The organism is Streptomyces sp. NBC_01003 (assembly GCF_045162695.1).
In the GTDB taxonomy this organism is placed as follows: Bacteria; Actinomycetota; Actinomycetes; order Streptomycetales; family Streptomycetaceae; genus Streptomyces.
The window spans coordinates 3393543-3416688 of sequence record NZ_CP108707.1 but is presented as its reverse complement, the minus strand read 5'-3'; the positions used below and the strand labels follow the sequence as shown (position 1 = coordinate 3416688).

The following is a 23146-nucleotide window of genomic DNA, read 5'->3' as shown; positions in this document are numbered from 1 at the left end:
GGCGACGCAAGGGAGTCGCCCTCTGGGGCGGCTTCCGGAGCCGTCCCAAGTCCTGCGGACAGGGGCGGCCCCACGCCGGGGCGAGGAGGGCGGGCCATGGTGCAGAAGGCCAAGATCCTCCTGGTCGATGACCGGCCGGAGAATCTGCTGGCGCTGGAGGCCATCCTCTCCGCGCTCGATCAGACACTGGTTCGGGCATCGTCCGGGGAGGAAGCACTCAAAGCGCTACTCACGGACGATTTCGCGGTCATTCTGCTGGATGTTCAGATGCCGGGAATGGATGGTTTCGAAACTGCGGCGCACATCAAGCGCCGTGAGCGGACACGCGACATCCCGATCATCTTCCTCACGGCCATCAACCACGGCCCGCACCACACGTTCCGTGGGTACGCGGCCGGTGCGGTGGACTACATCTCGAAGCCGTTCGACCCGTGGGTCCTGCGCGCGAAGGTCTCGGTCTTCGTCGAGCTGTACATGAAGAACTGCCAACTGCGGGAGCAGGCAGCACTGCTGCGGCTCCAGCTCGAGGGCAGCGGGAAGTCCGACGTCGGCGACCCCAAGGAGCCGGCCGGGCTGCTGGCCGAACTCTCCGCGCGGCTCGCGGCCGTTGAGGAGCAGGCCGAGGCGCTCTCGAAGCAGCTCGACGACGAGTCGGCGGACGCCGCGGCGGTCGCCACGGCAGCTCATCTCGAGCGCAAACTCACCGGACTGCGCCGCGCTCTTGACGCCCTGGAGCCCGGCACGGGAAGCGGCGCACCGTCACTTCCCTCGCAGAACTGAGCAGCAGCCCACCTTTTGAGGAAGCGTCACCTTCGGGCACACCGATCCGCGACACGGACGGGTGAAGCAGTGGGCACACGTGTCCGCGGTGGTCTCCACCGGTAACCTCACACCCATGGCCTCACGTCCCGCAGCCAAGAAGTCGCCCGCGAAGAAGGCGGCCGCGCCGACCAAGGCTCCGGCGAAGAAGGCCCCTGCCAAGAAGGCGGCCGCGAAGAAGCCCGCGGCCAAGAAGGCGCCCCCGAGGAAAGCCGCGGCGAAGAAGCCCGCGCCCAAGCCGGCGCCCAGCCCCACCGGGGGCGTGTACCGGCTCGCACGCGCGCTCTGGCTCGGCGTCGCGCACAGCGTGGGCGCGATGTTCCGCGGCATAGGACGTGGCGCCAAGGGGCTCGACCCGGCCCACCGCAAGGACGGCCTCGCACTCCTGCTCCTCGGCCTGGCGCTGATCGTCGCGGCGGGCACCTGGTCCAATCTGCGCGGACCCGTCGGTGACCTCGTCGAAATGCTCGTCACGGGCGCGTTCGGCCGCCTCGACCTGCTCGTACCCCTGCTGCTCGGCGGCATCGCCGTACGCCTCATCCGGCACCCCGAGAAGCCCGAGGCCAACGGACGCATCGTGATCGGCCTGTCCGCGCTCGTCATCGGCGTGCTCGGCCAGGTCCACATCGCCTGCGGCTCACCCGCCCGCACCGACGGCATGCAGGCCATAAGGGACGCCGGAGGGCTCATCGGCTGGGGCGCCTCCACCCCGCTGAGCTTCACCATGGGAGAGGTGCTCGCGGTACCGCTCCTCGTCCTGCTCACCGTCTTCGGACTGCTCGTGGTCACCGCGACGCCCGTGAACGCGATCCCGCAGCGGCTGCGGCTGCTCGGCGTGAAGCTCGGCGTCGTCCATCCGGACCCCGAGGACGACCTTCTCGGCGCCGACGGTGCGACGGACGACGAGCGCTACGACGACCAGTGGCGCGAGTCCCTGCCCGCGCGCTCCAGGCGGCGCCCGGCGGCCCCGGAGGCGTACGACCCCGACCAGGCGGAGCAGGAGGCGCTCTCCAAGCGGCGCAGGCCCCGGCGCACGCCTGTGCAGCCCGTCGTGACCCGGCCCATGGACGCGGTCGACGTGGCCGCGGCGGCCGCTGCCGCGCTCGACGGGGCCGTGCTGCACGGCATGCCGCCGTCGCCGCTCGTCGCCGATCTGACGCAGGGGGTCGGTACGGAGCGGGAAAGTGCTCCGGAGCGCACGGCGCCCGTACCGACCGCGCGGGCGAAGACTCCGGTGAAGGAGACCAAGGAGGCGGCTCCGGAACCCGCGGCCGCGGCGGCCAAGGCCGGCGTGCCCGACCTGACGAAGTCGGCCCCCGACGCCCCGCGCGACCTCCCGCCGCGAGCCGAGCAGCTCCAGCTGTCCGGCGACATCACCTACTCGCTGCCCTCGCTCGACCTCCTGGAGCGCGGCGGCCCCGGCAAGTCGCGCAGCGCGGCCAACGACGCCGTCGTCGACTCGCTGTCCAACGTCTTCTCCGAGTTCAAGGTCGACGCCGCCGTCACCGGCTTCACGCGCGGCCCGACGGTCACTCGCTACGAGATCGAGCTCGGCCCCGCCGTGAAGGTCGAGAAGATCACGGCGCTGGCGAAGAACATCGCCTACGCCGTCGCGTCCCCGGACGTCCGGATCATCTCGCCCATCCCCGGCAAGTCAGCCGTCGGCATCGAGATCCCGAACACCGACCGCGAGATGGTCAACGTGGGCGACGTGCTGCGCCTCGCCGACGCGGCCGAGGACGACCACCCGATGCTCGTCGCGCTCGGCAAGGACGTCGAGGGCGGCTACGTCATGGCCAACATGGCGAAGATGCCGCACATCCTCGTCGCCGGCGCCACCGGCTCCGGAAAGTCCTCCTGCATCAACTGCCTGATCACCTCGATCATGTGCCGGGCGACCCCCGAGGACGTGCGCATGGTCCTTGTCGACCCCAAGCGCGTCGAGCTCACCGCGTACGAGGGCATCCCGCACCTGATCACGCCGATCATCACCAACCCCAAGCGGGCCGCCGAGGCGCTGCAGTGGGTCGTGCGCGAGATGGACCTGCGCTACGACGACCTCGCGGCGTTCGGATACCGGCACATCGACGACTTCAACCAGGCGATCCGCGACGGCAAGCTCAAGACGCCGGAGGGCAGCGAGCGCGAGCTGAAGACGTACCCGTATCTGCTGGTCATCGTCGACGAGCTCGCGGACCTGATGATGGTCGCGCCGCGGGACGTCGAGGACTCGATCGTGCGCATCACGCAGCTCGCGCGCGCGGCCGGCATCCACCTGGTGCTCGCCACCCAGCGCCCGTCGGTCGACGTCGTCACCGGCCTCATCAAGGCCAACGTCCCCTCCCGGCTCGCCTTCGCCACCTCCTCGCTCGCCGACAGCCGCGTCATCCTCGACCAGCCCGGCGCCGAGAAGCTGATCGGCAAGGGCGACGGGCTCTTCCTCCCGATGGGCGCGAACAAGCCCACCCGTATGCAGGGCGCGTTCGTCACAGAGGACGAGATCCACGCCGTCGTCCAGCACTGCAAGGACCAGATGGCGCCCGTCTTCCGGGAGGACGTCACCGTCGGGACCAAGCAGAAGAAGGAGATCGACGAGGACATCGGCGACGACCTCGACCTGCTGTGCCAGGCCGCTGAGCTGGTCGTTTCCACGCAGTTCGGGTCCACGTCGATGCTCCAGCGCAAGCTGCGCGTCGGCTTCGCGAAGGCCGGGCGGCTCATGGACCTCATGGAGTCGCGGAACATCGTCGGCCCGAGCGAGGGTTCGAAGGCACGTGACGTTCTTGTGAAGCCTGACGAACTGGATGGAGTGCTCGCCGTGATCCGCGGGGAGGCTCAACCCTGAGGCGCGCGTCGAAGGGACAGCGCGCGCCCCCGCAGGAAGAACGGACGGCTCACACTCGCGATCGACGCTCACTCGTAAGGGAGCGTGAGGCAACCGTTTCCCCTCCTCGTACGTCAAGTTGAGGGAGGGGTCAGGTACGTGTCCCAGCATCGGGGTGACCGGCCGTTGTGTCCGGCCATTCCGATGGCGTACAAAGTCTGACCGCCCGGTTGCCCCACCCTTTCGTACCCCCCCTAGACTGAACCTCCAGCAGGTGGTTACACGCTCGAAAGGCGCCCCCGTGTCCATCGGCAACTCCCCTGAAGACGACCGTCCTTCGGATGACCTTCACGCGACGCCCCCACCGGCCGTCGAGCAGGCGCCCATGCCCGCGGACGACCGTCCCTCGATCGGACACGTCCTCCGTCAGGGGCGCGTCGACGCCGGGATGACCGTCGACGAAGTCAGTACGTCCACCCGGGTGCGCGTCCCGATCGTGCACGCGATCGAGGAGGACGACTTCTCGCGGTGCGGCGGCGACGTGTACGCCCGCGGTCACATCCGGACCATCGCGCGCGCCGTGGGCGTCGATCCCGAGCCGCTTCTCGCCCAGTTCGCCGACGAGCACGGCGGGCGGCCCGCGCCGACTCCGGCGGCTCCGCTGTTCGAGGCCGAGCGGATCAGGTCCGAGCCGCGCCGGCCGAACTGGACGGCGGCCATGGTCGCTGCGATCGTCGCGGTGATCGGCTTCGTCGGGTTCACCGCGTTCGGCGGCAGCGACGACGACGGTGCCAAGCAGCAGGCCGCCGAGGGTGCGACACCGGCCACCGGCAAGCCGAAGCCCACGCAGACCCCCAAGCCCACCAAGACCACCGACCCCAAGCCCGACCCGTCCGACAGCGCGATCGCGGCCGCGCCCCGCGACAAGGTCACTGTCAAGATCAACGCGGCGGACGGCCGCAGCTGGATCTCCGCGAAGGACCACAACGGACGGATCATGTTCGACGGCCTGCTCGAACAGGGTGAGTCGAAGACCTTCCAGGACAACCAGAAGGTCGACCTCGTCCTCGGCGACGCGGGCGCCATCCAGCTGTACGTGAACGGCAAGCAGGTGGACAACGAGTTCGAGCCCGGACAGGTCGAGCGCCTTACCTACACCAAGGGTGATCCCGAGGTCGGATGAGCGGGAGGTTGCCCGGTGATGATCTCCGGGTAACCCTCGCGGGCGGGGCTGTCGGTGGGACGAAGTAGTCTTGAGCCCATGCCCGAACGCCGTACCGTCGCCCTTGTCACTCTTGGCTGCGCCCGTAACGAGGTGGACTCGGAGGAGCTCGCAGGCCGCTTGGAGGCGGACGGCTGGGAGCTCGTCGAGGACGCCGAGGCCGCAGACGTCGCTGTCGTCAACACCTGTGGCTTCGTCGAAGCCGCCAAGAAGGACTCCGTCGACGCCCTTCTCGAAGCCAATGACCTCAAGGGCCATGGCAGAACCCAGGCCGTCGTGGCCGTCGGCTGCATGGCCGAGCGCTACGGCAAGGACCTGGCGGAAGCCCTCCCCGAGGCCGACGGCGTGCTCGGCTTCGACGACTACGCCGACATCTCCGACCGGCTCCAGACCATCCTCAACGGCGGCATCCACGCCTCCCACACCCCGCGCGACCGGCGCAAGCTGCTGCCGATCAGCCCTGCCGAGCGGCAGGACGCGGGCGCCGAGGTGGCGCTTCCCGGACACGCCCCCGTGGATCTGCCCGACGGCCTCGCGCCCGCGTCCGGCCCCCGTGCCCCGCTGCGCCGCCGCCTCGGGACGAACCCCGTCGCGTCGGTGAAGCTGGCGTCCGGCTGCGACCGCCGCTGCTCGTTCTGCGCCATCCCGTCCTTCCGCGGCTCCTTCATCTCGCGCCGGCCCAGCGACGTCCTCGGTGAGACGCGCTGGCTCGCCGAACAGGGCGTCAAGGAGGTCATGCTCGTCTCCGAGAACAACACCTCGTACGGCAAGGACCTCGGCGACATCCGACTCCTGGAGACGCTGCTGCCCGAGCTGGCCGCCGTCGAAGGGATCGAGCGGGTGCGCGTCAGCTACCTCCAGCCCGCCGAGATGCGCCCCGGCCTCATCGACGTCCTCACGGGCACCGACAAGGTCGTCCCGTACTTCGATCTCTCGTTCCAGCACTCGGCGCCCGCCGTGCTGCGCTCCATGCGGCGCTTCGGGGACACCGACCGGTTCCTCGACCTGCTCTCCACGATCCGCGACAAGGCGCCGCAGGCCGGTGTCCGGTCGAACTTCATCGTGGGCTTCCCCGGCGAGAGCGAGGCCGACCTGGCCGAGCTGGAGCGCTTCCTCACCGGCGCTCGCCTCGACGCGATCGGCGTCTTCGGCTACTCCGACGAGGAGGGCACCGAAGCTGCGACGTACGAGCACAAGCTCGACGAGGACGTCGTCGCCGAGCGCCTCGCGCGCGTGTCGCGGCTCGCCGAGGAGCTGGTCTCGCAGCGCGCGGACGAGCGCGTCGGCGAGGCGGTCCACGTGCTCGTCGAGTCCATCGACGACGAGGACGGCGCTGTCGGGCGCGGAGAGCACCAGGCGCCCGAGACGGACGGACAGGTGCTGCTCACGAGCAGCGAGGGCCTGAGCGTGGGTCGTATCGTCGAGGCAAAGGTGATCGGCACCCAGGGCGTGGACCTGGTCGCCGAGCCGCTCGGGTGTTCTGAGGAGGCGGGCAGATGACCGGAGTCCCGGCGTCCGCTACGGGCGGTTCCGGTAGGCCGGCGCCCGGCGGGAAGCTGGGCGCCGCGGCCGTCAACCAGGCCAGCCTGTGGAACATCGCGAACATCCTGACCATGGTCCGGCTCCTCCTCGTGCCGGGCTTCGTCGTGCTCCTGCTCACCGACGGCGGCTACGACCCCGTCTGGCGCGCCTGGGCCTGGGCGGCCTTCGCCGTCGCCATGATCACGGATGTCTTCGACGGGCATCTGGCGCGCACGTACAACCTGGTCACGGACTTCGGGAAGATCGCCGACCCCATCGCCGACAAGGCGATCATGGGGGCGGCCCTCATCTGTCTCTCCAGCCTCGGCGACCTTCCCTGGTGGGTGACGGGAGTGATCCTCGGGCGTGAGCTCGGGATCACCCTGCTGCGTTTCTGGGTCATCCGGTACGGGGTGATCCCGGCCAGCCGCGGCGGCAAGATGAAGACCCTCGCGCAGGGCACGGCGGTCGGGATGTACGTCCTGGCGCTGACCGGGCCACTGGCCACCTTCCGGTTCTGGGTGATGGCGGTGGCGGTCGCGCTGACCGTGCTCACCGGCCTCGACTACGTGAAGCAGGCCGTGGTGCTGCGGCGGCAGGGCATGGCGGCCGAGCGTGCCGCCCGCGACGAACGTGAGGCGGCGGCGGAGCAGTGACGTCCGGAGCGGTCGGCGGTGGCGGGGCGGACGGCCTCGCCACCGCCGCCGTGGTGCTCCGGCTGCTCACCGAGCGCGGCGAGACCCTCGCGGTCGCCGAGTCGCTCACCGGCGGCCTCGTGGCGGCCGACATCACCTCGGTACCGGGCGCCTCGCGCGTCTTCCGCGGGTCCGTGACCTCGTATGCGACCGAGCTGAAACGGGACGTCCTCGGCGTCGACGGCACTCTCCTGGCCGAGCGAGGGGCGGTGGATCCCGAGGTCGCCCTGCAGATGGCGACCGGGGTGCGCAGGGTCCTCGGCGCGGACTGGGGAATCGCGACCACAGGCGTGGCCGGGCCCGACGAGCAGGACGGGCAGCCGGTGGGGACGGTGTTCGTGGCCGTCGCCGGGCCGGGGGATTCCACGCTCTTCGAGGCGGGCTCCGCAGGGGCTGACGCGGGAGCCGGCGCCGGGGTTGAGGGGTCCGGGGCTCAGGCCGGCAGTTTCGCTCGTAGCCGGAAAGTGGCCGCGTTGCGGTTGAACGGCGACCGTTCGGAAATCCGTATGAAGAGTGTACGGAGTGTGCTTGAGCTGCTGCTTGAGCGGCTCTTGAGCGAACGCGCAGAGAATGAGCGGGCACAGGATACGGAACAGAACGGGGGGTTTTGATGTTAACAGCCCTGAGTGAACACGACATCGCTCCCCGCACGGCCGCGGCGCAAGGCGGTACGGTGGGGCGTGAAGGATGCGGCTACGCGGTCCGAGGAGGGAGCCACCGATGATTCTGCTCCGTCGCCTGCTGGGTGACGTGCTGCGTCGGCAGCGCCAGCGCCAGGGCCGTACTCTGCGCGAAGTCTCCTCGTCCGCCCGAGTCTCGCTCGGCTATCTCTCCGAGGTGGAGCGGGGGCAGAAGGAGGCATCCTCCGAGCTGCTGTCCGCTATTTGCGACGCGCTTGACGTACGGATGTCCGAGCTCATGCGCGAGGTGAGCGACGAGCTCGCTCTCGCCGAGCTGGCCGAGTCGGCAGCGGCTACTGATCCGGTGCCCGCACCGGTGCGCCCGCGGCTCAATTCTGTCTCCGTGGCCGGTGTCCCACCGGAACGGGTGACCATCAAGGCGCCTGCGGAAGCGGTGGACGTCGTCGCTGCGTGAGTTCGCGCGGCGTGACGCCTCGTGCAGGTGTCACTCATAAGTGTGTGAAAGCCCCGGCCGGGAGATCGGCCGGGGCTTTTGCATGTCGAGGGTGCTGGGTGGCGGGAGCGGGGTGTCAGGAGGGGCGGGCCGGGGTGCTTGGAGGGGTGGGCCAGGGGTGCCGGGGCGGGCTCAACATGCCCGCATCAGGGCATCCGTGCCATGGTGAAGGGGATTTCGACGTGCGCGGGAGCGCCTTCGGTGTGCGGGAACGCCTCCGTAGCGCCCTGCCGCCGGGTGGCGCCGGCGTTCGGGTTCGATCCGATCCGGCATCGGGCAGGAGGTGGCGGCGTGGCGTGGCGGACCGTGCGCGGAATACCGGCCGGGGTGTGGCGGAACGCGCGCTGGATACCGGCCGCGGCCTTCGGGGCGCTGTGGTGGTGGGGCCTGCTGCGGCTGGCCTTCTCGTCGGACGCGGGAGCGTTCGAGGGAGCCGTGACGGCCGGTGGGTGGGGGCTGAGCCTGCTGCCGGTGCACTGTGTGCCCAAGGCCCGGGCCGCGAGGGCGGTGGGGGCCGTGAGGCGGGGCGGGACTTCTGTGGGGGCGAAGCGGTCTTCTGGGGCGGCTGTGGGGGCGACGGGGGCCGATGGGGCGGCTATGAGGGCGAGGCGGTCCGCCGGGGCCGGCCTGCTCACCAGGGCATGGCGACGCCGCCGTTCGGGCGGAGGATCTGGCCCGTCGTGAACGATGACGCGTCCGACGCCAGGTGCAGGACGGCGTGGGCGATGTCGTCCGCCTCTCCTACGCGGCCCAGCGGGGACATCCGGACCATCAGAGCCTCGGTGTGCGACTGCTCCGACGCGTCGTGGCGGCCGGTCATGGGCGTACGGATCCAGCCGGGCGCGACCGAGTTGACGCGGATGCCCTGCGGGCCGACCTCGGTCGCCAGGGTCTTCGTCAGCTGGACGACCGCGGCCTTCGAGGCGCCGTAGCAGAGCAGTCCGGGGCCGCCGGTGTCCACGGCGCCCGACGCCATGGTGACGATGCTGCCGCGAGTGCCCGTCGCGATCATGGCGCGGGCGGCCTCCTGGCAGGCGTACAGCACCCCCTTGAAATTGATGCCGAGGACCCGGTCGAGGTCCTCGTCGCGGGTCTCCAGGACGGGGCTGCTGTGCATGATCCCGGCGATCGCGGCCATGACGTCGAGACGGCCCGTCGCGTCGACGGCCGCGGCCACCGCCTCGGCGAGCTGGGTGCGGTCCGCGACGTCGAGGGCGTGGGTGCGGGCCGTGCCGCCCCTGGCCTTGATCAGCGTCTCCGTCTCGTGCAGGCCCTGCGCGTCGCGGTCGGCGCAGTGCACGGTGGCTCCGGCGTCAGCCAGGAGCAGGGCGGAAGCGCGTCCGATGCCGCTCGCGGCGCCGGTGACGAATGCAGTGCGTCCGGTGAGGTCGTACGCGGTGACGGGCATGAGGGGACCGTACGAGCATTTCTGACGGATCGTCAATTAGCTTGTACGGGCTATCCGGTGTGGTTCTGGAGGTGGCCGCGCTATCTGGCGTGCGTGGGCTGCTTGGCATACGGGCGTGGGGCCGGGCCGTGTTGGCAGGAGGGGCACCAGTAGGTGGGGCGGTCGCGGGAGCCGTCGCCCTGGTCGGCCACGCGGATCGGGGTGCGGCAGCGCAGGCAGGGGCGAGGCGCCCGGCCGTAGACGTAGAGCCGCTGGCCGGGGCGGCCGCTGCCGGTGGTGACGCGTGCGGGGCGGTCGCGATTGGCTTCGAGGAGCTTCTTGGCGAGCTCGGGGAGTCGAGCGGCGGTGTCGTCGGGGAGGTTGCCGACGGGCAGCCATGGGGTGACCTGGAGGAGGAAGCACAGCTCGGACTTGTAGACGTTGCCGATGCCCGCGAGATTGCGCTGGTCGAGGAGTGCCTCGCCGAGGGGGCGGGCCGGGTCACTGAGGAGGTTGCGCAGGGCCGTTTCGGCGTCCCAGTCCGGGCCGAGCAGGTCGGGGCCGAGGTGGCCGACCACCTTGATCTCGTCGGCCGTGCACATGAGTTCGAGGACGGGGAGGCGGTAGCCGACGGCGGTGCGGGTAGCGTTGCCGAGGATCGCGCGGATCTGGTGGCCGGGGCCACCGGTCCAGCGCTCTCCCGGTGCGTACACCTTCCAGGAGCCGTCCATCCGGAGGTGTGAATGCAGGGTGAGGCCGCCCTCGATGCGGGTGAGGAGGTGCTTGCCGCGCGGGGTGACGTCGAGGACCGTGCGGCCGGTCAGGTCGGCCGTGGCGAAGCGGGGGACGCGCAGGTCGGAGCGGATGAGCACCTGGCCCGCGAGGGCGGTGTGCAGACGCCGCGCGGTCTGCAGGACGGTGTCTCCTTCGGGCATGGGTCAAGGGTGGCACGGGTGGCAGCGGTGGGGTCGTCGGCGTGGGGCAGCGGTGGGTAGGCATCGGCGGAGCGGTGGGCCGGTGAGGGTTTGGGGTGGCGTCGTGGGGGTTCGGATGGGCGTGTTCCGTGCGGGGCCGGGCCTATGCGCGCAGGCGTAGGCCTCGCGGGGTTGCGTGGAAGCCGGCTGATTCCAGGAGGGGCGAGAACGGTGAGGTCAGAGCGGCGGAGCCGTTGATCCGTTCCACGGTGATCGTGCCGAGGGAACCCGCTCTGGCGGCGTCGGCCAGCGCCTCCGCGGCGGCGGGCAGCCGGGCGTCCTCGGAGACCTCGGCCGCGGAGAGCGCGCCGGCGTCGCCTTCGGACGCCGGCCAGGCCAGCAGGGTCTTGCCGCCGCGCTCCATGTAGAGGGTCAGCTCGCCGTCGACGAGCACGACCAGGGAGCCCGCCTTGCGGCCCGGCTTGTGTCCGGCGCCGGTGGGAGAGTCGGGCCAGGTCAGGGCAGCGCCATAGGCGTTCGCCGGGTCTGCGGCGGCGAGAACGACGGCTCTGGACGCGGCTCTTCGGCGGCGCGGGGTGCGATCGGGGCCGGGTGCAGGGCCGGGGCCTGGGCGGCCGGGTGCGTGCCAGGCGTTGTGTTCCGCGAAGTCCGGGGGAAAGTCCGGGACGGCGTCCGGGGAGAAGCCGGGGGGAAAATCCGGGGGGAAGTCCGGGATGGTGTGCGGTCCGGTGGCGGTGGACCACGACGGGTCCCAGATGGCCGACGGGTCGGTCGTGGGGGGCGTGGGCGCGCCGGGCGGACCGGCGTAGGGGTCGGGCGGGGCATCCCCGCGGTCGCGTGCGTTCGCGGCCGCGCGCAGGCGGTCCACCGCCCCGTCCATCGCGAACTGCGCGGCGCCGAGGCCCTCGACGACGTACCCCCGCCGGGCCTGGCCGCTCTCCTCGAAGGCGGACAGGATGCGGTACACCGCGGAGAATCCGCCCTCCACGCCCTCCGCAGCGACGGCGCCCCGGGTCACCACACCGTGCCGGTCGAGGAGCGTGCGGGCCAGGGCGTGGGCGCGCACTGTCGGGTCGGGGTCCACTGTGGGCAGCAGTGACCAGCGGCCCGCGACGGTCGGCGGGCCCGAGCGGGAGGCGGTCCGCGCGGCGGCGGTGAGGCCCCCGTAGCGCCCGCGCGGGATCGCGCGGCGGGCGCGATGGGCCGTGGATCCCGCGGTGCGGCCCGACCCGAGGAGCGAGCGCATCGGGGCCAGCGTGTCGTTCGTGAGCCGCCCTGACCAGGCCAGGTCCCAGAGTGCGTCCGCCAGTTGAGGATCGGTGGCGTCGGGGTGCGTCGTCGCGCGGATCTGGTCGGCGATCTGGCGGAAGAACAGGCCGTAGCCACCGGAGAGCGTGTCCAGGACGGACTGGTGGAGGGCGGTGAGCTCCAGGGGGTGCGGCGCGGGGAGCAGTAGAGGTGCCGTGTCGGCCAGGTACAGGGAGACCCAGCCGTCCTTGCCGGGCAGGGAGCCCGCGCCCGCCCACACGACCTCGCCCGACGCCGTGAGTTCGTCGAGCATCGCGGGCGTGTAGCCCGAGACCCGGGACGGCAGGACGAGCTTCTCCAGGGCGGACGCCGGCACGGACGCGCCCTGCAACTGCTCGATCGCGCGCACCAGACCGTCGACACCGCGCAGTCCGTGCCCGCCCAAGTGCTGCCACTGGGGCAGGAACTGGGCGAGGGCGGCGGGCGGGACCGGCTCCAGCTCGTGCCGCAGGGCCGCGAGCGAACGCCTGCGCAGCCGCCGGAGCACCGTCGCGTCGCACCACTCCTGGCCGATGCCGGCCGGGTGGAACTCGCCTTGGACCACCCGCCCGTTCGCCGCCAGGCGTTGCAGCGCGCCGTCCGTGACCGCCGCGCCGAGGCCGAAGCGGGTGGCGGCCGCGGCCGAGGTGAACGGGCCGTGCGTGCGCGCGTACCGGGCGAGAAGGTCGCCCAGGGGATCCTTGACGGGCTCCGTGAAGGCCTCGGGTACGCCCACGGGCAGCGCGGTGCCGAGCGCGTCCCGCAGCCGGCCCGCGTCCTCGATCGCCGCCCAGTGGTCGGCTCCCGCGATACGGACTCGGATGGCGCGGCGGGCGGACGCCAGCTCCGGGGCCCACCCCGGCTCGGCGCCCCGATCGGCCAACTCGGCGTCCGTGAGCGGCCCGAGGACGCGCAACAGGTCCGCGACGCCCTCGACGTCCCTGATGCGGCGGTCGTCGGTGAGCCACCGGAGCTCCTGTTCCAGCTCGGCGAGCACGTCCGCGTCGAGGAGCTCGCGCAGCTCGGCCTGCCCGAGCAGTTCGGCGAGCAGCCGCGAGTCCAGCGAGAGGGCGGCGGCGCGCCGCTCGGCGAGCGGGGAGTCGCCCTCGTACAGGAACTGGGCGACGTAGCCGAACAGGAGGGAGCGGGCGAATGGGGAGGCCTCCGGGGTGGTGACCTCGACGAGGCGGACCTTGCGGGACTCGATGTCACCCATCAACTCCGCGAGGCCGGGCACGTCGAAGACGTCCTGGAGACACTCCCGTACGGCTTCGAGGACGATCGGGAACGAGCCGAACTCGCTGGCCACCTGGAGGAGTTGGGAGGCGCGCTGGCGCTGCTGCCACAGGGGGGTGCGCTTGCCGGGGTTGCGGCGGGGCAACAGCAGGGCGCGGGCCGCGCACTCGCGGAAGCGGGCCGCGAACAGGGCCGAGCCGCCGACCTGGTCGGTGACGATCTGGCTGACGTCGCCCTTGTCGAAGGCGACGTCGGCGGCCCCGAGGGGCGCCTGGTCGGCGTCGTACTCCGAACCGGCCTTCGAGGGCTCCTGGTCCAGGAGGTCGAGGCTCATGAGGTCGGCGTCGGGAAGGCGCAGCACGATGCCGTCGTCGGCGTGCATGACCTGGGCGTCCATGCCGTACTTCTCGCCGAGCCTGGCGCCGAGAGCGAGCGCCCAGGGGGCGTGCACCTGCGCGCCGAAGGGGGAGTGCACGACGACCCGCCAGTCGCCCAGCTCGTCACGGAACCGCTCGACCACGATGGTCCGGTCGTCCGGGATGTGGCCGCAGGCCTCGCGCTGCTCGGACAGATAGGCCAGCACATTGTCGGCGGCCCACGCGTCGAGGCCCGCCGCGAGGAGCCGGAGCCGCGCGTCCTCCGTGGACAGGGAGCCGACCTCGCGCAGGAACGCGCCCACCGCGCGCCCCAGTTCGAGCGGGCGGCCGAGCTGGTCGCCCTTCCAGAACGGGAGCCTGCCCGGGACGCCGGGCGCGGGAGAGACCAGCACGCGGTCGCGCGTGATGTCCTCGATGCGCCAGGAACTCGTACCGAGGGTGAACACGTCGCCCACCCGTGACTCGTAGACCATCTCCTCGTCGAGCTCACCTACCCGCCCGCCGCCCTTCTTGGGGTCGGATCCGGCGAGGAACACCCCGAAGAGGCCGCGGTCCGGAATCGTGCCCCCGGAGGTGACGGCCAGGCGCTGGGCACCGGGGCGTCCGGAGACCGTGCCGGCGATGCGGTCCCACACCACGCGTGGACGCAGCTCGGCGAACGCGTCGGAGGGATAGCGGCCCGCGAGCATGTCGAGAACGCCGGTGAACGCGGACTCCGGAAGCGATGCGAAGGGGGCCGCACGGCGGACGAGCGCGAGCAGGTCGTCCACCTGCCACGTGTCGAGGGCCGTGATCGCGACCAGCTGCTGCGCCAGCACGTCCAGGGGGTTGGCGGGGACACGAAGGGACTCGATGGAGCCCGTGCGCATCCGCTCGGTCACCACCGCCGCCTGGACGAGGTCGCCCCGGTACTTCGGGAAGACCACGCCCGTGGAGACCGCGCCCACCTGGTGTCCCGCGCGGCCCACGCGCTGGAGGCCGGAGGCCACGGAGGGCGGGGACTCCACCTGGACGACGAGGTCCACCGCGCCCATGTCGATACCCAGCTCAAGGCTGGACGTGGCCACCACGGCGGGCAGCCGGCCCGCCTTGAGGTCCTCCTCGACGAGGGCGCGCTGCTCCTTGGAGACCGATCCGTGGTGGGCGCGGGCGATGACCGCCGGCGCTCCGTTCGCCGCGCCCGAGCCGCCCATCAGCTCGGCCGGTGTGTGGTCCTCGGGGAGCGCCTCGCCCGTCGCCCGCTCGTACGCGATCTCGTTCAGCCGGTTGCACAAGCGCTCGGCCAGGCGGCGGGAGTTGGCGAAGACGATCGTCGAGCGATGCGACTGGACCAGGTCGGCGATGCGCTCCTCGACATGCGGCCAGATCGACGGCCGCTCCGCGCCCTGGTCGGAGTCGGCGACGGGAGAGCCGCCGAGCTCGCCCAGGTCCTCCACGGGGACGACCACCGAGAGGTCGAACTCCTTGCCCGAGCGCGGCTGGACGATCTCCACCTTGCGCTGGGGCGACAGATAGCGCGCCACCTCGTCGACAGGGCGGACCGTCGCCGACAGTCCGATCCGGCGGGCGGGCCGGGGCAGCAGCTCGTCGAGGCGCTCCAGGGACAGCGCGAGATGGGCGCCGCGCTTGGTGCCCGCGACCGCGTGCACCTCGTCGAGAATCACCGTCTCGATGCCCGTCAGCGCGTCACGCGCGGCGGACGTGAGCATCAGGAACAGCGACTCGGGGGTCGTGATCAGAATGTCCGGGGGCCGGGTCGACAGGGCGCGGCGCTCGGCCGGGGGAGTGTCCCCGGAGCGGATACCGACCTTCACCTCGGGCTCGGGCAGCCCGAGGCGCACCGACTCCTGCCGGATACCGGTGAGCGGGCTGCGCAGATTGCGCTCCACGTCGACCGCGAGGGCTTTGAGCGGGGAGACGTACAGGACGCGGCAGCGCTTCTTCGGGTCGGCCGGCGGTGGCGTCGACGCCAGCTGGTCCAGGGCGGCCAGGAACGCGGCCAGCGTCTTGCCGGAACCCGTCGGCGCGACGACCAGCACGTCCGAGCCCTCGCCGATGGCCTGCCACGCCCCGGCCTGCGCGGACGTGGGCGCGGAGAACGCCCCCGTGAACCAACTGCGGGTCGCGGGGGAGAAACCGTCGAGCGGGCTGCGTGCGGACCTGACCATGCACCCATCGTGCACCTCCCCACTGACAATGGCCCGGACCTGCGCAAACGCTCCGCATCCTGACCTCGGCGGCGGGGCGGAGCGGCCCGGTCGTGGCGCAGAATGGAACACATGGCAGGTTCGGGAACGAAGGAATGGGCCAGGCACTGGCGCTACGAACAGCTGCCGGGCCTCGATCTGCTGCGGGCGCGCTACGTCCGCCACACCTTCCCCCGTCACAGCCACGACGGGTACGTCTTCGGTGCGGTCAACAGCGGGGTCGAGGACGTGGGCCTGCCGACGGGCACGGTGCACGCGGGCCCCGGCACCGTCGTCATGATCAACCCCGAGGTGGCGCACACTGCGCGGGCGGGGGAACCCGAAGGGTGGGCCTACCACACGCTCTACCCGTCGGCCGATGTCATAGCCGAGATCGCGGGCGAGACCATGGCGGTCCGAGGGACCGCGGCGTTCGCCGAGCCGATCGTGAGTGACCCGCAGGCGGCTCACCTCATCAGTGAGGTGCACCGCGCCGCCGAGGAGGGCAACGCGCTCGCCGCCGACAGCCTGCTGCGCATCGTGGTCGCGCGGCTGCTGCGCGATCACGGGCAGCCCATGACTGCGCGCCCCATGCGGTCCGCCGGCGCCTCGATCGCGGCACGCGCGCGTGCCGTGCTCGTCGAGCGGATGGCCGAGCCGCCGTCCCTGGAGACCCTCGCCACCGAACTCGGCACCAGCCCGTTCGCTCTGCTGCGCGCCTTCAGGGACGCGTACGGCATGCCGCCGCACACCTGGCTCACCGACGCGCGCGTGCGGGCCGCCCGCCGCCTCCTGGACGGCGGCACGGCACCGGCAGACGCGGCCGTGACGGTCGGCTTCACGGACCAGCCGCACCTGAACCGGCACTTCACGCGGATCGTCGGCGTACCGCCCGGCGCCTACCAGCGGGAGCGCAAGAACGTACAAGACCCGGCCGCGCGCTCCCTCGTACCGTCGGAGGCGTGGCAGAACAGACAACATTCGCAGCGATACGCACCGGATCAGGACGCGCCCGATCAGAACGGGAGCCGGGCGAGCCTGGGCAAGGCAGGACTCCCGGGGAGGGCAGGCCCGGAGCAGGTGGGCCTGGGATCACAGGGCCTGAGAAGGCCGATTCCGCTGTCGTCCGGGACGCGCTCGGCGTCGGCGTCGCCGTCGGACTCTCCGGATTCGCCTTCGGCGTGACCTCGGCCGGCAGCGGCCTCAGCGTGCTCCAGACCTGCGCGCTCAGCCTGCTCGTGTTCACCGGGGCCTCGCAGTTCGCCCTCGTCGGCGCGATCGCGGCCGGGGGCAACCCACTCACCGCCGCGGCGGGCGCCTTCTTCCTCGGCGTGCGCAACTCCTTCTACGGGCTGCGCCTGTCCCAGCTGCTCGCCCTCCCGCGCGTGCTGCGCCCGTTGGCCGCGCACTGGGTCATCGACGAGACCACGGCCGTCTCGCTCGCCCAGCCCACGCGCCGCAGCGCCCGTATCGGCTTCACCGTCACGGGCCTCACCCTGTACGTGCTGTGGAACCTCACGACCCTGCTCGGGGCGCTCGGCGCGGAGGCCATCGGCGACACCGACGCCTGGGGGCTCGACGCGGCCGGCCCAGCGGTCTTCCTGGCGCTGCTCGCGCCGATGCTGAGGACATCGACGGAACGGGCCGTGGCCGGTATCGCCGTCGTCCTCGGCCTCGGGCTGCTGCCCGTCCTGCCGGCCGGTGTGCCGGTCCTGGTGGCCGCACTCGCCGCACCGGCCGTGCTCTACGTAGAGGGGCGCCGGGCGGCACGGAGAGAGACCGGGGAGAGCTCGCACGAGAGCCCGGACGAGAACTCACAAGCGACCTCGCAGAAGGCCAACGGCCGACAAGGAGAGGGCCGATGAACATCTGGATCGCGGTCGCGGTGACCGCAGTCGGCTGTTACGCCGTCAAGCTCATCGGCCTCCTCGTGCCCGCCGGTGTCCTGGAACGGCCAGTGGTCCGACGACTGGCGGCGCTGCTCCCCGTGGCCCTGCTGGCCGCGCTCACGGCCCAGCAGACCTTCGCCGAAGGCACCACGCTCGTCCTCGACGCGAAGGCGGCCGGGCTGGCCGCGGCGGCGGTCGCACTGATCCTGCGCGCGCCGTTCCTCGTCGTCGTCGCGGCGGCCGTCGTGGTGACGGCCGGACTGCGCGCCGTCACGGGCTGAGCCCCCACGCGCGCGTGGACCCCTTGCGTGCCTGCCACCCACCCACACTCAGTGCGCCACGGTCACCTGCGGCACCGACCCTGCCGCGGGTTCCGGTAGGCCGAGTCTCCGGGCCGTTGTCTCCGGGCGGCAGAAGAGCGCCGCCAGCACCCCCGCCGTCACCAGCAGCCCGGCGGTGAGGAGCCAGCCCTCTTCGTAACCGGCCGACACCGTCCTCGCGCGGTCCACCATGCCGCCGAGCACGAGGGGCGACAGGATGCCGCCCAGCGCGTAGACGAAGGTCAAGGTGCCCAGGACGACGCCGCGTTGGGCCGGAGGAGCGATGCGGGCACAGGCCGTGGATGCCACCGTCAGCATCACCATGGCGAGCGCCATGGGGCCGAGCATCATGGGCACCTTGACCGCCAGGGAGTCCGTCGTGCCGTACACGGCGGTGGCGCAGCCCGCGACGGTGACGAGGAGACCCGCACCAGCCCCTGGGGGCAGGCGCCGGGGTGTGCCCTTGCGGGCGGACCGCTGGGCGATCAGGCCGTGGCCGAGGATGATCGCCCCGCTGGCGAGGGCGCCCAGGCCGACCATCGTGCCCGCCTGGTGCAGGTCCCAGCCGACGACGCTCTCCAGGTAGTCCGGTGCCCACGTCAGCATGGTGCTCATCGACCAGTAGGCGGCGAACGAGCCGAACGCGGCGGTCAGGAACGTGCCGGAGAGCAGGATGGCGCGCAACGGCACTGTGTCTGTCGTGGACGTCCGCTCTGCGGCCTCGGAGTGCTTCTTGGTGACCGACGGGGCCAGCGGCCCGTCCGTGCCCCACAGCCGCCAGCAGACGGCCCACAGAAGTCCCGCCAGACCGACGACACCGAACGACCAGCGCCAGCCCCAGTGCGTGATCACCCAGGTGAGCACCGGCGACGCGACGGCCACTCCCGCCGCTGCGCCGACCAGGAGGACCGCGGTGGGCAGGGCCCGCTCACGCTGCGGGAACCAGCCGTGGACGTGGTGCATGGCGACCGGGGAGGCGGGCCCCTCCGCCGCACCGAGGAGCACGCGCGTGGCCAGCAGTGTGCCGAACCCAGCCGCTCCCCACAGCATCGGCAGTTGTGCGACCGACCACAGCAGCGCGAGCACCAGCAGAAGGGCCGTCGTCCGCACACGCCGCGTCAGGGCCGAGACCCCGAGCGCGGCCAGCGAGAACAGCGCGAAGAACGCCGACTGCGCCGTGCCGAACTCCTGGCGCGTGATGCCGAAGTCCGCCCGGATCTCCGGGCCCGCGAGGCCGAGCACGGCCTTGTCCGCGAAGTTCACGAGCATGAAGGCGAGCAGCAGCCACGTGGTGCGCCACGCCCGGCTCATCAGCAGCAGCCGTCTTCGTCGTCGACCACACCGACGCTGATCGCCCCTTCGGCCCGCTTGCGTCCCTCCGGGGAGCGCGTCAACTCCGTCTGTACGTCCGTGCCGGCGGCCACGGCCGCCGACTCGGCCGCGGCCCAGTGGAAGACACCGCGGGCCATGGTCGACGTCTCCTGGAGGGCACGCTGTGCGAACACGTCAGCACGCACGCGTGCCACCTCCTGGTCGGCGGGCGCTGCCAGAGCCGCCGTCTCCGCCAGATGCGAGGCGAGGCGCAGCTCCCCGGCGGCGAGCAGCTCGGAGGCGCGCAGCGCCAGCGCGGACGCCCCGCCCGCGGCCCGTGCGAACTCGGCCGCGACGTCCGCTTCCGGGGCGGGCTTGAGGTGCGCAGGATTCTGGTCGTACCAGCCGCCCCACAGGCGCCACAGGTTGCGCACGACGAACTCCGGCTCGTCGTAGGCCGGGTGGAGGTACGGCTTCGCCAGCAGGTCCTCCGGGGCCTTGACCCCGTGGATGACCGAGTCGAGGCGGTGGCCCGCGTTCATCAGCTCCCTGGTCTGCTCGCACAGCGACTCCAGGAGGCGCGCGGTGTCGTCGAGAGCCTGGTGCACGCGGTCGGAGCCGACGACGGGAACGCCGTGCCCAGGCAGCAGGAGTTCGGCGCCGAGCTCCTGCATCGCGCGCAGGGCGCGTGCCCAGTCCTCCGGATAGCGCTGCACCTTCTGGGGGTTGCCCGCGTTCGGCGTGTTCCAGATGAACAGGTCGCCCGTGCACAGCGTCCTGAGTTCGGGGATCCATACGTAGGTGTGGTCGTCGGTCTCCCCGCGCGCGTGCACGAGCTCGAACGTCAGCTCCCCGCGCCGCACGGTGAGACGGTCCCTGTAGACGACGTCCGGATAGCGGTACGTGGTGGGCCACTCCAAAAAGGGCACTCCGAACTGCCTGCGATTGATCCAGGAGTTGTAACCCGCCGTCCTGATGTAGCGGTCGAACCGCGCGGGGACGGCCTCGTGGGCGATCACCTCGGGGCGCGGTCCGCCGCTCGCGTCGGCCTCCTGGTCGAAGGGGGCCACTCCGAAGACATGGTCCACGTGACCGTGCGTGTACACCACGGAGCGCACCGGTCCCGCGCCGAACCCGGCGACCGCCTCGTGCAGTTGGCCCGCCGTACGGAAGTCGCCCGAGTCGACGAGGACCACGCCGTCGCCCGTGTCGAAGGCCGCCACGTTGGCGAACGCCGGGAAGAAGCCCACGCGGTCACGCAGGCGCACCAGTTCACTCCCGGAGTACGTGCCCGTCAGATGAGGCAGCAGCGTCTCGGTGCCCTGCCAGACCCGGTCGATGTAGTCGGTGTACGCGGCGTGCTGGGTGTCCTGCTCTTTGTGTTCGGTCATGTCATCGGCTCCTTGTGCGCAGTGGGGTCGATCGCCACCGGCCACGAGTTTCCGCCCCCGATGTGAGATCGAACACCGCCTCACGTCACATGTCCCACCCGTGGGTAATGTGACGCGTCACAAACGCCGTGCCCGGTCCACGTCCATGGGGGAATGGAGGAACAGTGGCCCTGTCGCCCGAAGCCCGCTCCCTGGCCGCGCGCTGCGAACCGAGAGTCAACGAACTCGCCCGCCGCATGGCTCGCGAGTCGTTCGAGGAACTGCCCGGATACGCCGAACTCCCCGATGACGTGAAGGACTTGGAAGTCGCCGCGACCGCCCGGCACGGCGTACGGCTCTTTCTGCGCAGTGTCAGCGAGCCGGACCTGGTCCAGCCCGGCAGTCACCGGCTGTTCCGCGAGCGCGCCGCTCAGCGGGCCGAGGAGGGCATGCCGCTGCACCTCCTCCTGCGCACCCACGCACACGGCGTCTACGTCCTGTGGCGGGCCTTGCGTGACGCTGCGGGCCCCGGGGAGGAAGGCGCGCTGGTCGAACTCGTCGACGTACTGCTGCAGTCGCATCCGGGGATCGTGGGGGCCGTGGCCGAGACGTATCTCGACGAGCGGTCCGCCCTGGAGGCCGAGCAGCGGGCCCAGGTCCGCTCCCTGGTGCGCGGCCTGCTCGACGGGATGGTCCCGCCCGGGCACGTCCTCCTGGACCAGCTCCGCCTCGAAGGGCCCGCGCTCGTACTGGCCCTCGGCCTCGACGCGGATCCCGCCGAGGGCCGGGTCGCCGTGCGGCGCAGGCTGCGTCGGGTGCAGACCGCCCTGGACCACGCCTTCGGAGTGGAAGTGTTCGCGCTCCTGGAGGCCGACGGCGGGCGGGTCATCGTGCCCAAGGACTGCCCGGCCCCCGACGATCTGGCCGGCCGCCTCGCCAAGGCCGGCGGGTTCGAGGTCCGGGTGGCCGCCGTGCAGGCGGCCGGACCCGAAGAGGTGACCGCGGCGGCCCGCACCGCGACCGAGATCCTGCGCATCACGCGCGCGTGCGGCATTCCGGCCGGACTGCACCGCCTGGACGACGTGCTCCTGGAGTACCACCTGTCCCGTCCCAGCGAGACGAGCCACCGGATAGCGGCCCTCCTGGACCCGGTGGCCGACCGGCCCGAACTCCTGGAGACCCTGCGGACCCATCTCGCCCACCAGCAGGACCGCAGGGCGACAGCCGCCGCGCTCGGCCTGCATCCCAACACGGTCGACAACCGGCTCGCCCGTATCGGCGAGCAGACGGGCATCGACCTGTCGGCTCCGCGCGGGACGGCACTCGCCATCGCCGCGCTTCTACTGAGGGACGCGGCCGACACCTCCTGAGGTGCCGCCCACGAACGCGTCAGGCAATGGGCCGCCCGTACGCCCGCAGCGTGCGCAGTGCCTCGACCGTCACCATCGGGCGCGCCTCCAGCGCGACCGCCGGAGCCCACTCGCGCCAGCGGATCGGCCACCCGCCGTCGTCCTGCTGCTCGCCCGCGAGGAAGTCCAGCGAGCGCGCCATCTCCTCGTCCGTGAACCACGCGCGCGCCAGCGACTCCGGAGTCTTCGCGTAGTCGTGCGGAAGGTGGTGCTCACCCGGCGCGTACCCGGGCGCTACGGGGTACTCCTCCGGGCGCTCGGGATCGAGCAGCGCAAGCCGCTGCTCGCGCACGAGCCGGCCGAGCCGGTCGGCGGCCGCCTCCGCGCGCGAGCGATCGGGCGCCCCGTCCAGGAAGGCCACGGCCGCCTCGATCTCGTAGGGATGGGATTTCTTCAGCGACTCGACCGCGGCCCAGCAGAAGTCGGTCGCCCGGAACAGCCACGCGTGCCACACCTGGTTGCGGTGCAGCAGGCCGACCACGGGGCCCGTGGCGAGCAGCTCGCTCGGCGGGTCGTCCACCACGGGCATGAAGGGCGCGCACGGGTAGCCGCGCTGGCTGGGATGGATCGCCGGGAGAGCACCCTCGGGGGTCGACACGGACGTCAGGTAACGGCACACCCGCTCCACCCGCTGGCCGCTGCAGCGGCCGATCGAGTCGAGGACCTGCAGCGCGTGCCCAGTGTGCAGCGGCTGGCTCACCGGGCCGCGGAGATCGGGTTCGAGGGCGTGACCGTACCCCTCGTCCTCGTTGCGGTAGGCGGCGAGGGCGGTCTCGACGGCGTCTGCGCCCGCCCGGCCCGCGCCGAGGAAGTGGTAGGCGAAGCGGCGCTGTTCCAGCACGCGCGCGGTCATCCAGATGAAGTGCTCGGCACGGGAGAGCGGGGAGGGTGCCGAGGTGGTCTGAGGGAGTGGGGATGCTCCGTTTTCGGCCATGCACCGACCGTAGGACGGAAAGCGTTCTCGGTGAGCCTTCCGTGCCGGGCTGCACTCTCAGGGGCGGGATACTGGTGGCATGCGGTTGACGGTCTTCTGGCAGCGGATGGCGGATCACTTCGGTCCTGGCTACGCCGAAACATTCGCGCGTGATCATGTGATGACGGAACTCGGTGGGCGCACCGTGCACGAGGCGCTCGACGCCGGCTGGGAGGCGAAGGACGTGTGGCGTGCGGTGTGCGCCACGATGAATGTTCCGTCGGAGAGCCGCTGACCTGCTCGAACGAGCG

19 protein-coding genes are annotated in these 23146 nt (G+C 71.8%); 12 read left to right on the top strand and 7 right to left on the bottom strand.

Annotated features, from left to right (window positions below):
* The first annotated feature begins 96 nt into the window (after positions 1 to 96).
* The 7 genes from OG698_RS15625 to OG698_RS15595 all read left to right on the top strand — a co-directional run bounded on the left by OG698_RS15625 (position 97) and on the right by OG698_RS15595 (position 8176).
* A complete protein-coding gene (locus OG698_RS15625; protein ID WP_406103579.1) occupies positions 97 to 780 on the top strand; it encodes a two-component system response regulator in 684 nt (227 codons plus the stop codon).
* Positions 781 to 895: 115 nt separating this feature from the next.
* Positions 896 to 3664, top strand: a complete 2769-nt coding sequence (locus OG698_RS15620; RefSeq protein WP_406103578.1) for a DNA translocase FtsK — start codon at positions 896 to 898, stop codon at positions 3662 to 3664.
* Positions 3665 to 3944: 280 nt separating this feature from the next.
* Positions 3945 to 4826, top strand: coding sequence for a helix-turn-helix domain-containing protein (locus OG698_RS15615; protein WP_399981893.1), 882 nt, complete (start codon positions 3945 to 3947; stop codon positions 4824 to 4826).
* 78 nt (positions 4827 to 4904) lie between these two features.
* The gene (rimO, locus tag OG698_RS15610; RefSeq protein WP_406103577.1) at positions 4905 to 6365 is read left to right on the top strand and encodes a 30S ribosomal protein S12 methylthiotransferase RimO; all 1461 of its coding nucleotides are present in this window, start codon (positions 4905 to 4907) and stop codon (positions 6363 to 6365) included.
* Positions 6362 to 7042, top strand: coding sequence for a CDP-diacylglycerol--glycerol-3-phosphate 3-phosphatidyltransferase (gene pgsA / locus OG698_RS15605; RefSeq protein WP_100591070.1), 681 nt, complete (start codon positions 6362 to 6364; stop codon positions 7040 to 7042). Before rimO ends, pgsA begins: the two co-directional genes overlap by 4 nt.
* Positions 7039 to 7692 carry a CinA family protein gene (locus OG698_RS15600; protein ID WP_406103576.1) on the top strand — a complete coding sequence of 218 codons (654 nt, stop codon included), beginning with the start codon at positions 7039 to 7041 and terminating at the stop codon, positions 7690 to 7692. The genes pgsA and OG698_RS15600 overlap by 4 nt, the downstream gene beginning before the upstream one ends.
* 109 nt (positions 7693 to 7801) lie before the next feature.
* Positions 7802 to 8176, top strand: coding sequence for a helix-turn-helix domain-containing protein (locus OG698_RS15595; protein WP_100591071.1), 375 nt, complete (start codon positions 7802 to 7804; stop codon positions 8174 to 8176).
* Between the two features lie 185 nt (positions 8177 to 8361).
* Here OG698_RS15595 and OG698_RS15590 read toward each other — a convergent pair whose 3' ends face one another.
* From OG698_RS15590 to OG698_RS15575, 4 genes are all read right to left on the bottom strand, one after another.
* Positions 8362 to 8850 carry a hypothetical protein gene (locus tag OG698_RS15590; protein ID WP_406103575.1) on the bottom strand — a complete coding sequence of 163 codons (489 nt, stop codon included), beginning with the start codon at positions 8848 to 8850 and terminating at the stop codon, positions 8362 to 8364.
* Positions 8847 to 9623, bottom strand: coding sequence for an SDR family NAD(P)-dependent oxidoreductase (locus OG698_RS15585; RefSeq protein WP_406103574.1), 777 nt, complete (start codon positions 9621 to 9623; stop codon positions 8847 to 8849). Before OG698_RS15585 ends, OG698_RS15590 begins: the two co-directional genes overlap by 4 nt.
* A gap of 80 nt (positions 9624 to 9703) precedes the next feature.
* Complete coding sequence (locus OG698_RS15580; RefSeq protein ID WP_406103573.1) at positions 9704 to 10537, bottom strand: Fpg/Nei family DNA glycosylase; 834 nt, start codon at positions 10535 to 10537, stop codon at positions 9704 to 9706.
* Positions 10538 to 10679: 142 nt separating this feature from the next.
* The gene (locus tag OG698_RS15575; RefSeq protein ID WP_406103572.1) at positions 10680 to 15605 is read right to left on the bottom strand and encodes an ATP-dependent helicase; all 4926 of its coding nucleotides are present in this window, start codon (positions 15603 to 15605) and stop codon (positions 10680 to 10682) included.
* A 111-nt stretch (positions 15606 to 15716) separates the two neighbouring features.
* On the opposite strand from OG698_RS15575, the gene OG698_RS15570 reads away from it, so the two are divergent.
* The 3 genes from OG698_RS15570 to OG698_RS15560 are packed head-to-tail and all read left to right on the top strand — an operon-like array spanning position 15717 to position 17793.
* Positions 15717 to 16808 carry an AraC family ligand binding domain-containing protein gene (locus OG698_RS15570; RefSeq protein ID WP_406103571.1) on the top strand — a complete coding sequence of 364 codons (1092 nt, stop codon included), beginning with the start codon at positions 15717 to 15719 and terminating at the stop codon, positions 16806 to 16808.
* Positions 16715 to 17488, top strand: a complete 774-nt coding sequence (locus tag OG698_RS15565; protein ID WP_406111086.1) for an AzlC family ABC transporter permease — start codon at positions 16715 to 16717, stop codon at positions 17486 to 17488. The genes OG698_RS15570 and OG698_RS15565 overlap by 94 nt, the downstream gene beginning before the upstream one ends.
* Positions 17485 to 17793, top strand: a complete 309-nt coding sequence (locus OG698_RS15560) for an AzlD domain-containing protein (protein WP_406103570.1) — start codon at positions 17485 to 17487, stop codon at positions 17791 to 17793. The genes OG698_RS15565 and OG698_RS15560 overlap by 4 nt, the downstream gene beginning before the upstream one ends.
* 48 nt (positions 17794 to 17841) lie before the next feature.
* Here OG698_RS15560 and OG698_RS15555 read toward each other — a convergent pair whose 3' ends face one another.
* Positions 17842 to 19143 carry an MFS transporter gene (locus OG698_RS15555; protein WP_406103569.1) on the bottom strand — a complete coding sequence of 434 codons (1302 nt, stop codon included), beginning with the start codon at positions 19141 to 19143 and terminating at the stop codon, positions 17842 to 17844.
* Entirely contained in the window at positions 19143 to 20534 is a 1392-nt protein-coding gene (locus OG698_RS15550) for an alkyl sulfatase dimerization domain-containing protein (protein WP_406103568.1), read from the bottom strand. Before OG698_RS15550 ends, OG698_RS15555 begins: the two co-directional genes overlap by 1 nt.
* Positions 20535 to 20698: 164 nt before the next feature.
* Here OG698_RS15550 and OG698_RS15545 point away from each other — a divergent pair, with 164 nt between their 5' ends.
* The gene (locus tag OG698_RS15545) at positions 20699 to 21883 is read left to right on the top strand and encodes a PucR family transcriptional regulator (protein ID WP_406103567.1); all 1185 of its coding nucleotides are present in this window, start codon (positions 20699 to 20701) and stop codon (positions 21881 to 21883) included.
* A gap of 19 nt (positions 21884 to 21902) precedes the next feature.
* On the opposite strand, the gene OG698_RS15540 is transcribed toward OG698_RS15545, so the two are convergent.
* Positions 21903 to 22856 (bottom strand): hypothetical protein, encoded by a 954-nt coding sequence (locus tag OG698_RS15540; protein WP_406103566.1) that lies wholly within the window; start codon positions 22854 to 22856, stop codon positions 21903 to 21905.
* 79 nt (positions 22857 to 22935) lie between these two features.
* Between OG698_RS15540 and OG698_RS15535 the strand changes: the two genes are divergently transcribed.
* A complete protein-coding gene (locus OG698_RS15535; RefSeq protein WP_399981918.1) occupies positions 22936 to 23130 on the top strand; it encodes a DUF3046 domain-containing protein in 195 nt (64 codons plus the stop codon).
* Positions 23131 to 23146 lie beyond the last annotated feature (16 nt).